The organism is Arthrobacter sp. NPDC055585 (assembly GCF_053619115.1).
This window is the reverse complement of the sequence record NZ_JBSHIT010000002.1, coordinates 428,066-441,702: the sequence shown is the minus strand read 5'-3', so window position 1 is coordinate 441,702 and position 13,637 is coordinate 428,066. Positions and strand designations below refer to the sequence as shown.

The following is a 13,637-nucleotide window of genomic DNA, read 5'->3' as shown; positions in this document are numbered from 1 at the left end:
GGGACACCGTCGGACCAGGTGGTAGCCGCGGCGGCGACTTTCCCTCCACGCGGCGGCCGGAGGCAGCCCTTCGCCATCTCTGTCCCCAGTGCTGCTGCCCTTTCCCACAGGACGGCAGCCGGGGCCGGATGCTGGAGCACATGACGGACACTCTTCCCTGGACCCCGCCGGCCAGACGGTCATTGCCGGAGCGGCAGTCGTCCCAAGATCCGGGCTGCCCGGATGCAGTGCTGGTGCTGCCGAAGAACCAGCTGCTGCAGGACGAGGTGGCCCGGATTGCAGTAGCGGCAGGCATCGCGCTTCAAACAACCGAAACCCTAGCCGGGGCACTGGCGCTTTCCCCGGGCATCCTGCTGGTGGATACCAACGCGCTTGAGCGCGGCGGCCGGACCTTGGGGGCGTTCCGCGGGACGGAAACCATCTGCGTGGGGTTCGACGCTGATGAACCCTGGAGACAGTCAGCGCGCTACGGGGCGGACGGCGTCGCAGTCCTGCCCCAGGCGGGTGCCTGGCTGGCTGAACACCTCGCACGCCGCAACAGCCCCACCGGTCACATCCTTGGGGTCGCCGGTACCTTTGGCGGCGCCGGCGGCTCCACCCTTGCCTGTCTGCTCGCCAGGGAAGCAGCCGCATCAGGGCGGAAAGTCCTGCTGGCAGAGGCGGGCAGCAACGGTGGAAGCCTCGAGTACCGGCTGGGCGCAGGAGAGGCGGACGGACTGCGGTGGTCCGATCTGGCAGGCATCGAGGGCACGGTCAATCCGGCCCAGCTGGCGGCTGCCCTCCCCGAAGCGGCGGGTTTCGCTGTGCTCACCCACGGTTCCGGCGATCCTGTGCCCGAAGGGCTGGAATCCGAGGTGCAGCCGGCGGTCCTGCAGGCAGCGCGGGCAGCCTTTGACCTGACCGTACTGGACCTGGGGTCCTGCCCGCCGCGGCACTCGCGGACGCTGGATCAATGTGACGTGCTGCTGGCAGTGGTGGGCGGCGGGACCGCACGGCTGCTGGCTGCCCGGTCATGGTGGAACAGCCTGGGACCGGGCACTCCGCGGACCTTCGCTGTGGTCAGGGGCCCGCTGCCTGAGGGGATGGACGAGCTGCGGGCTGCGGCCCTGCTGGGCATGGAGCTGGCGGGGTACCTCCCCTGGCTGCGTTCGGTGACAGCGGCATCCGACGGTGGACGGCTGCTGGAGCTACGGCGCAGAGGTCTCCGCCGGGCCGTCTCCCTCATTCTGGAAGCTGCCGGGCCCGGGACGGACAGAGAGCCATGAGCGGTCCGGGACGGCGGGCGCGCCGCACCGTGCCACTGACCGGTGAGCAGGAAACCTATGCCGCCGGGCTGGTCAACCAGATCCGGGAAGACGTTCTGGCCGGCGATGTCCCCGTCACCGGGGCACGGCTGGCCGCCGCGGTGCACGCCAGCGGCCGGATGCTGGGCTCGGAGGGCGGGCTCCGTGCCGTGGACCGGGTACACGCTGACCTGCAGGGGCTGGGCCCGCTGCAGCCCCTGCTTCGGATTCCCGGGCTTACAGACATTCTGGTCAACGGTCCGCACGAGGTGTGGATTGATACCGGGACGGGGCTGGCCCGGACCGAGGTTGCCTTCGCGTCCGAGACTGATCTGCAGGGGCTGGCGGTGCGGCTCATTGCCGCCGGAGGGCGGCGTCTCGATGATTCCTGCCCCTGCGCCGACGTGCAGCTGCGCGGGTACCGGGTGCACGCCGTCCTCCCGCCGGTTTCCACCGGATCCACACTGCTCTCGATCAGACTGAGAGCCGCGGAGAGCTTCGCACTGGAAGACCTTGTCTCCGGAGGAATGATGGATGCGCACTGCGCCGGCGTCCTGCGCAGGATCGTGGCCTCGCGGCAGAATTTCCTCATCAGCGGTGCGACCGGCACCGGAAAAACCACCCTGCTTTCCAGCCTGCTCTCCCTCTGCCGGCCGGATGAGAGGCTGGTGCTGATCGAGGATGCAGCCGAGCTGCTGCCCCGGCACCCCCACGTCATCGGACTCCAGACACGCCACACGAACATTGAACGCGCCGGCGCTGTGGATTTGCCCCACCTGCTTCGCCAGGCCATGCGTATGCGCCCGGACCGCCTGGTGGTGGGGGAATGCCGCGGCGCCGAAGTGCGGGAACTCCTCGCCGCCATGAATACAGGGCACGACGGCGCGGGCGGCACCATTCACGCCAGTGCGGCTTCCACGGTGCCCGCACGGCTGGCAGCGCTCGGGGCGCTCGCCGGTCTGGACCCCAGGGCTCTGGCACTGCAGGCAACCGGAGCGCTGGATGCCGTCATTCACCTTGAACGCGGACCGGAGGGACGCCGCGTGGCCGAAATCGCGGTGCTGGACTCTCCGGGCGACGGCGAGCTGGTTACCCTCACCGCGCTGAACTGCCGTGCCGGGCACCCCGGCCCGGGGCCGGGGTGGGACAAGCTGGACGCACGTCTGACATCCGGGCGGACGCGGTGAGCCCCGGCGAGCGGATACCGGACGCTGCCGGCGGCTGCCCGATGGTCTGCCCCTGCCGGAGGCAGGCGGCCGCGTGACCGGTTTTTGGATCGCCGGGCTGCTCGGCTTTGCCTGGCTTCTGCTGGTTGCCGGGCGTGGGCACGTGATGCCGTCCAACGGCAACGGCTTCCGGTCGTCCGATGGGACCGACCGGATCCTTCCGCCAGCGAAGAAAAGTGCTGTGCGGCGGAGCCGATTTTCCGAGGACGAACTGCACCGGTTACCGCTCCTGGTCCACCAGCTGGCGGGGCTGCTCGCGGCGGGACGCACCCCGGGCCAGCTTTGGGCTGACGCGTCCAAACTGAACCGGGATGCAGCGGGTGCCGTGGCCCGGGATCTGCTGTCGACGCCTCTTGACCGCGCGGCACGGGCAGCCGCACTCGGGCTCAGTCCCGTGCCGGTGCTGCAGCAGGCTGCGAGTTCCTCCTCCGGCCTGCCTGCCATGTTCTGGGGCGACCTCGCGGCATGTGTACAGGCTTCCGAACGAAGCGGAGCACCTCTGGCCGAAATCCTGGGCCGCTATGCCCAGGGCCTGGAAGCGGTCCTCGACTCCCGCGCAGCCCGTGCCTCAGCCCTTTCCGGGCCCAAAGCCACCGTTCGGCTACTGACGTGGCTGCCCCTGACAGGTCTTGGACTGGGTTTTCTGCTGGGTGCCAATCCGCTGGCAGTCTTGGCACAGAGCCCGGTTGGCTGGGTGGCGGCAGGAACCGGCACAGCACTGGGCCTGGCTGCACGCCTCTGGTCCCGGCACCTGATCTCCCGGGCTGTCCCGGAAGAGGAAGGGACGGGATGATTCCCCGGTACAGGGCATGACGGGGCTGATGGTGGGGATCCTCCTTTGCGGTGCCGCCGGCCTGTTGTGGTCGGGGGCATCCTTCGTTCCGTGGCCGGACGGCATTCAGGCGCCACGCACCCCAACCTCAGGTCAGGGCGGGGTTCCACCGCAGGGAGGAGCCGGGATCCGCGATCCGGCGCTGATGCTTGACCTTGCGGCGGCCATGCTTTCCGCCGGCCGTCCCCTGAACGCTGTTCTCCGGGTGCTCTCAGAGGCAGCCGAACCTCCGCTCGATGCGGTCCTGCGCAGGACCGTAACGGCGCTGGAACTGGGTGCTTCGTGGGAACAGGCCTGGGATTTGGCCGACAGGCAGGGAACGTCTTCCGCCCGGGGCGCGGCAGCACAGGGAGCGGTCCTGCGCGGTGCTCTGGCCTTCGCGGCGTCGAGCGGCGCGCCGTCGGCTCAGGTCCTGCATGCACAGGCAGCACAGCTTCGCCGGCGCAGGGCCCGGGAAGCTGAACGGCGCGCAGCTGCCCTCGGAATCCACCTTGTCCTGCCCCTGGGACTGTGTGCCCTGCCGGCTTTCCTCTGTTTCACAGTGGTTCCGCTGCTGTTGGCTCTGCTGCCGGAATTCTGAGGTGTTCTTTCTTCCCGGGGACTTCTGGCTGTGGAGGAAGGGCAAGTGTGGATTGCGGAGTCCTCCACAATCCGGTTCGCGTCACCGGGTTTTCCAGAAATGCGGGGATTGGTTTTCCAGCCGTATCGGTACCGGGCAAAACTCGGTTAACGCCGTGAACCGCCCGGTTCACGACGGTCTATCCACACCACGGAGGAGCAAGAAAATGTCATCCATGCCGCTCGAACCAACAGCCCTGACAGGCCCCCGCCGGCTCTGCGGAATGCCGGGAGACAGTGTCCCGCAGCCCGGCTCAGAGCATCTGGACCCCGCGGTGTCCCCGGGGACTGACCGCAGGTCCGGCGGTTCCCGGGCAACGACCGAACCTGTTCCGCTGGCCAAAGTGATTCCTCTTCCGGAACGGCAGGAAAGGAAACATGGCGCTTTCCAGGCCGAGGACCGTGAAGCGGGCATGGCCACGGCCGAGTACGCCATTGCTACCCTGGCGGCCGTGGCTTTCGCAGCATTGCTCGTGGCCGTTCTGAGCAGCGGTGATGTGCGTGAGCTGCTGATGTCGCTGATCCGTGCTGCGCTCAGCTTCGGATAGGTGCCGTCCTGGGGAAGACCAGCTGGGCGCGGTCACCGCCGAGCTGGCTGTGGCGATGCCCGCGGCTGCAATTCTCCTGGCCGCTCTGCTCACGGGCGCGGCAGCCGGGCTGACCCAGCTTCGGCTGGAGGAAGCCGCCGGGGCAGCAGCCCGTCTCGTCATGCGCGGCGACAGTGGTGAAGCGGCGGAGGCGGTGGCCCGTCTCGCCGGTGACGGGGCGGCCCTGGAGCTGTCCGAGAGCGAAGGCTGGGTTCACGTCCGGGTGGAGTCCGCTCTCAGGGCACCATTGCTGGAGCTGCTGCCCATCACCCTCGCCGCCGAAGCCTCCGCTCCGCAGGAGGGAACGTGATGTACCGCTCCGGCCCGGGCTCTGAAAGTGACGCGGGTGCAGGGACGGTCCTGATGCTGGGCGTCGCGCTGGCGGCCATCACCCTGGCCGTTGCCGCTGCGCTGCTGTCTGGCGCGGTTGTGGGCGGAGCCAGGGCAGGTACGGCAGCCAACCTCGCGGCGCTCGCCGGCGCCGACGCCCTGCGCGGGCTGCGGGCTGGGGATTCCTGCGCGGCGGCGGCCGCCGTTGCCGCTCGGAACCAGGCAGAGGTGGTGCGATGCGTGCCGGAGCCACAGGCCGGGATCTTGACCGTCACCGTCCACACCGACGTTCCGCTGCTTCCCTGGCCGGCTTCTGCCGATGCCCGGGCGGGACCGCCGCCAGGACCCTTCCCGCGGCCCGGCTGAAGGCCCTTGACGGATGCCCCAGGGGCGCCCGCCTCTGAACGAAGCGGAGACGGACTCCCCCTGGGGCGATCCGCGGGAGTTTAGGGGCGGGTGCCGGCCACGCTTTCAGTGCGTTCGCCCTGCTGTGCGGCACGGGCATCGGGAGCGTTTGCCAGCAGCACCTCGATCAGCGTCACGGCGCCCTTCTTGTCCAGGGGGTTGTTCTTGTTGCCGCACTTGGGGGACTGCACGCAGGATGGGCATCCGCCGTCGCACTCGCACGCGCGGATGGCATCCCGGGTGGCAGCGAGCCAGATGGTGGCTGCCTCGTAGGCTCGTTCGGCGAAGCCGGCGCCGCCGGGATGGCCGTCATACACGAAGATGGTCGGCTTGCCGGTGTCTGCGTGCAGGGCGGTGGATACCCCGCCGATGTCCCAGCGGTCCGAGGTTGCCACCAGCGGCAGCATGCCGATCGAGGCGTGCTCAGCGGCGTGCAGCGAACCCGGGAAGTCGGCGGCAGCCAGACCGGCGCCGAGCAGCAGTTTCTCGTCAATGATGAACCACACCGCCTTGGTGAACAGTTCCTTGGCCTCCAGCTCCAGCGGCTCCTCGCCGAGGATCTCATTGGAAACCAGGGCCTTGCGCTGGAAGGACACCACCTGGGTGGTGACCTTCACCGTGCCGAAGCACACCTGCACCTCGCCCCACTGCACGGAGCGCTCGGTTTCCATCACCTCAATCTGCGTGACGTCCCGGGCCTGGGTGTAGAACTCCGGGTTCGCCCGGGTGACCACGGCGCAGTGGTCTGCCTCGTTCAGCTCCTCAACCAGGAAGGTCTGCCCCTGATGCACATACACCGCACCGGTATGGGCCTGGTACTGGCTCTGCGCCCCGTCCATGGTGCCCAGCAGGGTTCCGGTCTCCGCCTCCACAATGTTGATCGGTCCGCCGCCCGCGGCCCGCAGGTTCACCATCGACGCCGCGCTCTCCGCGTGCGTCCAGAACCAGCCGGCCGGACGGCGCCGCAGGTACCCCTGCGTCACCAGGGAATCCAGCAGACCCGCGGCCGTGGGGCCGAACATCTCGCGTTCCTCAGGCTTCAGCGGCAGCTCAGCCGCTGCAGCGCACAGATGCGGACCCAGCACATACGGGTTGGAGGGGTCGAAGACGGTGGCCTCCACGGAAATGTCGAAGATCGCTTCCGGATGGTGCACCAGGTAGGTGTCCAGCGGATCGTCACTGGCCACAAACGCCGCCAGGGCGTCCTGCCCGGAGCGGCCCGCCCGGCCGATCTGCTGGAACAGCGAGGCCCGGGTTCCCGGCCAGCCGGCCACCAGCACTGCGTCCAGCCCGGAAATGTCGATGCCCAGTTCCAGTGCCGAGGTACTGGCAATGCCCAGCAGCTGACCGCTGCGCAGCTGGTTCTCCAGGGCCCGGCGTTCCTCCGGCAGATACCCGGAACGGTAAGCGGCCACCCGGTCGGGCAGGGAGGGATGCACTTCGTCCAGCAGCCGCCGGGTGATGGTGGCAATGGTCTCTGCGCCCCGGCGGGACTTGATGAAGGCAATGGTCCGGATCTGGGCGGAGACGAGGTTGGCCAGCAGGTCCGAGGTTTCAGCGATAACCGTGCGGCGCTCGCGGGCACCGTTTTCGCCCTTGCCGTCGGTGAGCTGCGGTTCCCACAGGGCCACGGTGGTGGCTCCGTGCGGGGAATAGTCGCGGGTGAATGCCTGCACCTCGCTGCCGATCAGCCGGCCGAAGGACTGTGCCGGATCCGCCGAGGTGGCGGAGGCTCCGATGAACACCGGATCGGCGCCGTAGTAGGCGCAGATCCGCCGCAGCCGGCGCATCAGGTTGGCCACGTTGGAACCGAAAACGCCGCGGTAGCTGTGGGCCTCGTCGATGATGACGTACTTCAGCCGGCGGAAGAACCGTGCCCACCAGGAGTGGTTCGGGAGTACCCCGAAGTGCAGCATGTCAGGATTCGCCAGCACCAGGTTGGCGTGGTCCCGGATCCAGCGGCGGGCGCCCGGGTCCGTGTCGCCGTCGTACGTTTCGGCCCGCAGCGTCGGCAGGTGAAGCGCGTTCAGGGCGGCCAGCTGGTCCGCGGCGAGCGCCTTGGTGGGGGAGAGGTACAGGGCCACGGACCCGGTGGGCTCCAGGGAAATCCGGTCGTCCAGGGCGGTGCGGTGGATCTCATCCAGCACCGGCAGCTGGTAGGCCAGCGACTTACCGGACGCGGTGCCGGTGGAAATGATCGTGTGCCGCCCGGCGTGGCCGCAGTCCGCAGCTTCGGCCTGGTGCTGCCAGGGGGAATGCACACCCAGGGAGGCGTAGGCATCAATAAGGTCAGGGTGGACCCACTCCGGCCAGGGAGCGGTCTGAGCTTCCCGGGCCGGAATCCGGTGGATGTGGACCAGCTGCTCCGGGTTGGCTCCGCCGCCGAGCAGCGGGATCAGGGAATCAGAATTGGCCACGCGGCCATTCTCCCACCGGCACCCGGGACTTCGGGACACAGACCGGGTCCGGTCCGCGGCGGGCGAAATCTAGAGACGTGGTTCGAACATCATGACGCTGGCCAGGGACTCCCAGCCCAGGTACCGGTACAACTCCAGCCCGGTGGCGGGGGAGATCAGCAGGCCGGTTTCGGCGTCGTGCTCCAGGGCGAGGGCAGTCAGTGCCCGCATCACGTAGCTGCCCAGTCCCTGCCTGCGAAATTCGGGCGAGGTAGCGATCTGGTCATAGACCGCGAATCCGTCCACTACCGCCACGTGCCCCCGCGCTGCCGGCGTATCCCCGGAGTTCACCTCGACCCTGCCCCCGGCTGAACTTCGGATGGTCTGCGCGCTGAACCCGTCCGGCGGCAGCGGATCTTCTATGTCCTGCCCCTCCATCGGCAGGATCATAAACATCTCATCCGTCGACCGGACGGACAGCCCGTAGACGTTGGCAGCGCCGTAGAGCTCGGACACCTTTGACGTCACGATCGTGAACAGCCGCCCCGCACTCTGCCGGGCCGAATTGGCCAGTGCGGCGAACTCATCCTGGGAGGGCTCCAGCGCGAAGTACTCCCAGTCATTGGTTTTGTCATGCAGGAAAGCGGCCGGAAACCGACCCTCGTGGCGTGTCTGGTACCCGCGGGCGCTGGCCCACCCCGTCACCCAGGTCTCCAGGAGTTCGTCGGTTAGTCCGTTCATGCGGAAACACTAGCCTGCTGCCCCGGCCGGCGGGAGGGCGGCCGCGCAAATCAGGATTTCGCCCACCGGTCTACCCTTAATACGTGGCCATGAATCGAATTGCTCTCTACTACGCTTTCACCCCGCTCCCGGATCCCGAAGCGATCCGGCTCTGGCAGCGCGCCCTCTGCGAAAAGCTGGGCCTGCGCGGCCGCATCCTGATCTCCCAGGACGGCATCAACGGAACCGTGGGCGGTGAACTCAGTGCCGTCAAGGCCTACGTCAAGGCCACCCGCGAGTACCCCGCGTTCAAGAAGATGGACATCAAGTACTCCGAAGGCTCAGCCGAGGATTTCCCGCGCCTGAGCGTGAAGGTCCGTCCAGAGATTGTCAGCTTCGGAGCGCCCGGGGAACTGAAGGTGGATGAGAACGGCGTGATGGGCGGCGGAACGCACCTGCGCCCGGAAGAACTGCACGAACTCGTTGAAGCGAAGAAGGCAGCCGGAGAGGACGTCGTCTTCTTCGACGGCCGCAACGCCTTCGAAGCCCAGATCGGCAAGTTCAAGGGAGCCGTGGTGCCGGATGTGTCCACCACCCACGACTTCATCAAGGAACTCGAGTCCGGCAAGTACGACGACCTCAAGGACAAGCCGGTGGTCACCTACTGCACCGGCGGAGTGCGCTGCGAAGTGCTTTCCGCGCTGATGGTGAACCGCGGGTTCTCCGAGGTGTACCAGATGAAGGGCGGGATCGTCCGCTACGGCGAGACCTTCGGGGACAAAGGCCTGTGGGAAGGTTCGCTGTACGTCTTCGACAAGCGGATGCACATGGAATTCACGGACGACGCCGTCACCATCGGTGAGTGTGTGCGGTGCCATGCGCCCACCAGCAAGTTCGAGAACTGCTCCAATCCGTCCTGCCGCAAGTTGACCCTGTACTGCGCCGAGTGCGCTGCGGATCCCTCGACGTTGCGCTGCCCGGACGGCTGCGAAGCCTAGCATTGCCTGCCGGTTTCCGGCAGCTCCCAGGAGCCGCTCCGTCATCGCACTTCGGCCCCCCCTTTCTGCGCTGCCGCCTGCCCGGTAGCATCCCGCGCACGGCCGCTGAGGCAACGTTGCCTCAGCCGGTGACCAACAGTGTCTTGAGGGAAGGCAGCGGGGATGGAAAACACGAACACGCCAGTGCCGGCGGGCGGGGCGGAGAAGCAGGACTACCTGGATTCGGAAAGGCTGCCGGACGGCGGAGCATCGGGGGAAGGCTGGGACCGGATAGTCGACGTCCTTATCGCCGGCAGCGGAGGCGCCTCCCTGACCGCTGCGATCGCGGCCGCAGACGCCGGACTCGATGTCCTCATTGTTGAAAGCACCGATCAGTGGGGCGGCACCACCTCCATTTCCGGGGGCGGGCTGTGGATGCCGAATAACCCGCTGATGCGCGCAGACGGCGTCAGCGACAGCGAGGAGAAGGCGCTGCGCTACATGGAGGAAGTGATCGGCGACGCCGGTCCTGCTTCCTCTCGCGAGCGGAAGCTGGCCTTCCTGCGGACTATCCCGGAGCTGGTGAACTTTCTCAGCGCGCGGGGCGTGGACTGGATGCGTTCCAAGGATTACCCCGATTACTACCCGGACCGGCCCGGCGGCATGATCGGGCGTTCCCTGGAAGTCCGGCCGTTCGACACCCGTCTGCTCGGCCCCTGGTTCAACAGCGCGCGCGCCAAGCACAGCGGCCTGCCGGTTCCGCTGACAACCGATGACGTCTGGGAGATCTCCCGGGCATGGTCGTCCCCTGGCGGGTTCATCCGCGGTGCCCGGTTCGTCTTCCGGACCCTCGGCGGACTCGCCCGCGGCAAGCGGCTCTTTGGCACCGGCGGGGCACTGACCTCATCGCTGATGTACATCGTGCGTAACCAGCAGACCCCGGTCTGGCTCTCCTCTCCGCTCACCGGCCTGACTGAGGACAGCAGCGGAAGAGTAAGCGGCGCCGTCGTCATGCGCAACGGCAAGCCCTTGCGCATCCGCGCGACGGCCGGCGTGATCCTGGGCGCGGGCGGATTTGCCCGCAATGCCGCCTGGCGGCAGAAGTACCACGGGCTGGAGCAGGAGTACTCGTCGGCGCCCGACGGCGACCAGGGCACGGTGATCGAGCTGGTGAGCCAGCACGGTGCAGCGCTGGCGCTGATGGACGACGCATGGTGGGGCCCGTCCACTGTGGGGCCGGAAGGCCGCGTGACGTTTACCCTCGCCGAGCGTTCCATGCCGTTCTCCCTGGTGGTGGACGGGCTGGGGCAACGGTACCTGAACGAATCCGAATCCTATGTGGACTTTGGCCACCACATGCTCGAGCGCCAGTCCGCGGCGCCGTCGGTTCCCAGCTGGCTGGTCGCCGATGCCCGGCACGCCCGGCGCTACCTGAACTCCTCGCTGATTTCCGGACGGAAGAAGTGGCGCAGGGCCGGGCTGCTGCTCCGGGCGGACACCCTGACTGGGCTGGCGGAGCAAATGGGTTTGCCGGAGGGCGCGCTGGAGGCGACCGTGGAGAGGTTCAACGGCTTCGCGAGGACCGGCGTCGATGAGGACTTCAACCGTGGAGCCACCGCATACGACAACTACTACGGCGATCCCGGCGTGAAGCCCAACCCGAACCTGGGCCCGCTGGAAAAGGGACCGTTCTACGCGATTCGGCTCTATCCCGGCGACCTGGGCACCAAGGGCGGCCTGCTGACGGACGAGCATGCCCGTGTGCTCCGTGAAGACGGCAGCTTCATTCCGGGACTGTATGCGGCCGGAAACACTACGGCTTCGGTAATGGGCCGGACGTATCCGGGTGCCGGTTCCACCATCGCACCGGCGATGGTTTTCGGTTACCTGGCGGCCAGGCATGCCGCAGCAGGCCTGGTCGCGGAGACCGAAGCCCGGGAGGCAATGGCCTAGGGGGCGGGGGCCGGCCCTACCGGCCGAACGCTGCGGGTGCAGTGATTTCGGCCAGGTTCTGCACTGCCTGTTCAAACAGGTCTGCAGGATTCGCGGCGCGGCCGGCGCTCTCTTCGCTGGCGAAGCACTGCCAGGCTACCCGCCAGGTGCAGGCGATCAGCTCCGCCACGAGCTGTGCCTGCATCCGGGGCAGCAGCCCGCGTTCTTCCAGGGCACCGCTCAGCACGTTCACCAGATGCATCTCCTGGCGCGATACCGCCTGCAGCAGCCTGGGCTCGCGCAGCAGCAGCCGCGAAATCCGTTTGAATTCAACCTGTTCCACCTCATAGGCGAACTGTTCCCGGCAGGCGTCGATCAGCTCGTGCAGGATTTCTGCCGGGGCCGGTGATGGGGCGAGTTCCCGGGAGAGAAGCGCGTCGAGCAGTTCACTCTGCCCGGGGACCGCGGCTGCTTCCTTGGAGTCGTAGTAGCGGAAGAACGTCCTCTCAGAGATGCCTGCACGTTCGGCAATGTGCGCCACCGTGGTGGTGTCCGCGCCTGCGGTCTCCAACAGGTCCAGGGTGGCCAGCTGGATCTTCCGCCGGGTAGCGGCCTTGTGGTCTTCGCGTTTGCCCATGATGCTCCAGCTTTCGTCCCGGCCTGCGCTTGTCTTCTGTCACAGTATGCCACTTTCGTTGGATTAAAGGTGGCAGTCTATGACACTATTTCTCGGTTCAGTTCGAAAGAAACCGAGGAATCCTTGAGCACCGAAAGCACCACCGCCGAAACCGACTCCGGAGCACCTGCTCCGCAGAGTCCGGCACTGTCCACAAAGCAGCTAACCGGGATCATTGGAGCGCTGGCTCTGGCCGCCTTCCTGATGATCCTGAACGAAACCGTCCTTACCGTGGCGCTGCCCTCGATTATGGCGGACCTCGACGTTACCGCCGCGGCGGGGCAGTGGCTGACCACCGGATTCCTGCTGACCGTCTCGGTGGTCATCCCCACCACTGGATTCCTGCTGCAGCGCTTCAGTACCCGGAGCCTGTTCATCTTTGCTCTGGCAAGCTTCCTGGCCGGTACCGTGCTGGCAGTCTTCGCCCCGAACTTTGCCATTCTGCTGCTGGCCCGGATCATCCAGGCCGTGGGCACTGCCATCGTGCTGCCGCTGCTGATGACCACCACACTGACCCTTGTGCCGCTGCACAAGCGCGGCGCCATTATGGGGCTGAACTCGATCGTCATCTCCGTGGGCCCCGCCGTCGGCCCCACTGTGTCCGGTGCAATCGTCAACGCCTTCAGCTGGCACTACATCTTTGTGCTCATGACGCCCATCGCCGTGCTGATCCTGCTGCTGGGCATCATCTTCATCCGCATTCCCAGTACCTCCCGCAGGCTGCCGGTGGACGTTCCCTCGGTGATCCTCTCCGCCCTGGCCTTCGGTTTCCTGGTCTACGCGATTTCAAGCATTGAGCACGCGGCGGACAACCTTGTCCTGGCCGCGGCCAGCGTTGTCATCGGTGCCGGGGCCCTGGTGCTGTTCGTCCGGCGCCAGATCCGTCTGGCCCGGACCGGACGGGAACTGCTGAACCTGGCACCGTTCCGGAACCGCAACTTCACCCTCAGCGTCGTGATGATCATGGTGGCCATGGGCACGCTGCTGGGAACCGTGGTGATCGTGCCGATTATGCTCCAGACCGGCAGGGGCCTGGATACCCTCACCATCGGGATGATGCTGCTGCCCGGCGGGCTGGTGCAGGCCGCCGTCGGACCCGTCTTTGGCCGGGTCTTTGACCGCTTCGGTCCCCGTCCCGTCCTCATCCCGGGCGCAGCCATGCTGGCACTGGGGCAGTGGATGTACGTCAGCGTTACCCCCGAATCTGCGCTGTGGATCTTCACTGTCTCCCACGTCGTGTTCAGCATCGGTCTGGCCATGCTGATGACCGGGCTGCTCTCCGCCGCCCTGGCCACGGTTGATCCCCGGCTCTACGGACACGGATCGGCAATCTTCAACACCGGCCAGCAGCTGGGTGGAGCGATTGGCACCACCATCTTTGTGACCGTGCTGTCCATGCTCTCCGCCAGCCGTCTTGAGGAAGGATCTGCGCTGGCCGAGTCGCTGTTCTCCGGCGCGCACACCGCTTTCATCATCGGAGCGCTCCTGGCCACAGCCGCTCTGGTGCTGGCGCCGTTCATCCGGATTCCCCGCCGCGCCTGATCCCGTCTTTTCAACGAGAGGCCAGTTACGGCCGGATTGCACCCTCAAACGAGCCGTAACTGGCCTCTCGATGGGTTGGGAGGCGCAGAGAGGGACGGAGCGCGGAACCTAGA

Annotated in this window: 13 protein-coding genes; 10 read left to right on the top strand and 3 right to left on the bottom strand. The window is 67.2% G+C overall.

Features of this window, described 5'->3' with window-relative positions; genetic code table 11:
- The first annotated feature begins 140 nt into the window (after positions 1-140).
- The 7 genes from ssd to ACWGQ2_RS05865 all read left to right on the top strand — a co-directional run bounded on the left by ssd (position 141) and on the right by ACWGQ2_RS05865 (position 5,242).
- A complete protein-coding gene (gene ssd, locus ACWGQ2_RS05895; RefSeq protein WP_452015226.1) occupies positions 141-1,265 on the top strand; it encodes a septum site-determining protein Ssd in 1,125 nt (374 codons plus the stop codon).
- Positions 1,262-2,470, top strand: a complete 1,209-nt coding sequence (locus tag ACWGQ2_RS05890; protein WP_452015224.1) for a TadA family conjugal transfer-associated ATPase — start codon at positions 1,262-1,264, stop codon at positions 2,468-2,470. The genes ssd and ACWGQ2_RS05890 overlap by 4 nt, the downstream gene beginning before the upstream one ends.
- A gap of 73 nt (positions 2,471-2,543) precedes the next feature.
- Positions 2,544-3,302 (top strand): type II secretion system F family protein, encoded by a 759-nt coding sequence (locus ACWGQ2_RS05885; RefSeq protein WP_452015222.1) that lies wholly within the window; start codon positions 2,544-2,546, stop codon positions 3,300-3,302.
- A gap of 16 nt (positions 3,303-3,318) precedes the next feature.
- Positions 3,319-3,921: a type II secretion system F family protein gene (locus ACWGQ2_RS05880; protein ID WP_452015220.1), complete on the top strand. Its 603-nt coding sequence runs from the start codon at positions 3,319-3,321 to the stop codon at positions 3,919-3,921.
- A gap of 205 nt (positions 3,922-4,126) precedes the next feature.
- On the top strand, positions 4,127-4,507 hold the full coding sequence (locus ACWGQ2_RS05875; protein WP_452015218.1) for a DUF4244 domain-containing protein: 381 nt from the start codon (positions 4,127-4,129) through the stop codon (positions 4,505-4,507).
- On the top strand, positions 4,485-4,856 hold the full coding sequence (locus ACWGQ2_RS05870) for a TadE family type IV pilus minor pilin (protein WP_452015216.1): 372 nt from the start codon (positions 4,485-4,487) through the stop codon (positions 4,854-4,856). The genes ACWGQ2_RS05875 and ACWGQ2_RS05870 overlap by 23 nt, the downstream gene beginning before the upstream one ends.
- Positions 4,856-5,242, top strand: a complete 387-nt coding sequence (locus ACWGQ2_RS05865) for an Rv3654c family TadE-like protein (protein ID WP_452015214.1) — start codon at positions 4,856-4,858, stop codon at positions 5,240-5,242. The genes ACWGQ2_RS05870 and ACWGQ2_RS05865 overlap by 1 nt, the downstream gene beginning before the upstream one ends.
- A gap of 80 nt (positions 5,243-5,322) precedes the next feature.
- Here the strand turns inward: ACWGQ2_RS05865 and ACWGQ2_RS05860 are convergent, their stop codons facing one another.
- Together ACWGQ2_RS05860 and ACWGQ2_RS05855 are read right to left on the bottom strand one after the other, a co-directional pair.
- On the bottom strand, positions 5,323-7,698 hold the full coding sequence (locus ACWGQ2_RS05860; protein WP_452015212.1) for a DEAD/DEAH box helicase: 2,376 nt from the start codon (positions 7,696-7,698) through the stop codon (positions 5,323-5,325).
- A 69-nt stretch (positions 7,699-7,767) separates the two neighbouring features.
- On the bottom strand, positions 7,768-8,418 hold the full coding sequence (locus ACWGQ2_RS05855; RefSeq protein ID WP_452015210.1) for a GNAT family N-acetyltransferase: 651 nt from the start codon (positions 8,416-8,418) through the stop codon (positions 7,768-7,770).
- An 83-nt stretch (positions 8,419-8,501) separates the two neighbouring features.
- Between ACWGQ2_RS05855 and trhO the strand changes: the two genes are divergently transcribed.
- Together trhO and ACWGQ2_RS05845 are read left to right on the top strand one after the other, a co-directional pair.
- Positions 8,502-9,395: an oxygen-dependent tRNA uridine(34) hydroxylase TrhO gene (trhO, locus tag ACWGQ2_RS05850; protein ID WP_452015208.1), complete on the top strand. Its 894-nt coding sequence runs from the start codon at positions 8,502-8,504 to the stop codon at positions 9,393-9,395.
- Positions 9,396-9,557: 162 nt separating this feature from the next.
- Positions 9,558-11,327: an FAD-binding protein gene (locus tag ACWGQ2_RS05845; RefSeq protein ID WP_452015206.1), complete on the top strand. Its 1,770-nt coding sequence runs from the start codon at positions 9,558-9,560 to the stop codon at positions 11,325-11,327.
- 16 nt (positions 11,328-11,343) lie between these two features.
- On the opposite strand, the gene ACWGQ2_RS05840 is transcribed toward ACWGQ2_RS05845, so the two are convergent.
- On the bottom strand, positions 11,344-11,943 hold the full coding sequence (locus ACWGQ2_RS05840; protein WP_452015204.1) for a TetR family transcriptional regulator: 600 nt from the start codon (positions 11,941-11,943) through the stop codon (positions 11,344-11,346).
- Positions 11,944-12,066: 123 nt separating this feature from the next.
- Between ACWGQ2_RS05840 and ACWGQ2_RS05835 the strand changes: the two genes are divergently transcribed.
- Entirely contained in the window at positions 12,067-13,524 is a 1,458-nt protein-coding gene (locus tag ACWGQ2_RS05835; RefSeq protein ID WP_452015202.1) for an MDR family MFS transporter, read from the top strand.
- Positions 13,525-13,637: the final 113 nt, after the last annotated feature.

Bases quoted from the DNA above. Each gene is read 5' to 3' on its own strand.
- ACWGQ2_RS05855 (WP_452015210.1), bottom strand. From the start codon at position 8,418: ATGAACGGACTAACCGACGAACTCCTGGAGACCTGGGTGACGGGGTGG.
- ACWGQ2_RS05845 (WP_452015206.1), top strand. From the start codon at position 9,558: ATGGAAAACACGAACACGCCAGTGCCGGCGGGCGGGGCGGAGAAGCAG.
- ACWGQ2_RS05875 (WP_452015218.1), top strand. From the start codon at position 4,127: ATGTCATCCATGCCGCTCGAACCAACAGCCCTGACAGGCCCCCGCCGG.
- ACWGQ2_RS05880 (WP_452015220.1), top strand. From the start codon at position 3,319: ATGACGGGGCTGATGGTGGGGATCCTCCTTTGCGGTGCCGCCGGCCTG.
- ACWGQ2_RS05890 (WP_452015224.1), top strand. From the start codon at position 1,262: ATGAGCGGTCCGGGACGGCGGGCGCGCCGCACCGTGCCACTGACCGGT.
- ssd (WP_452015226.1), top strand. From the start codon at position 141: ATGACGGACACTCTTCCCTGGACCCCGCCGGCCAGACGGTCATTGCCG.
- ACWGQ2_RS05840 (WP_452015204.1), bottom strand. From the start codon at position 11,943: ATGGGCAAACGCGAAGACCACAAGGCCGCTACCCGGCGGAAGATCCAG.
- ACWGQ2_RS05865 (WP_452015214.1), top strand. From the start codon at position 4,856: ATGTACCGCTCCGGCCCGGGCTCTGAAAGTGACGCGGGTGCAGGGACG.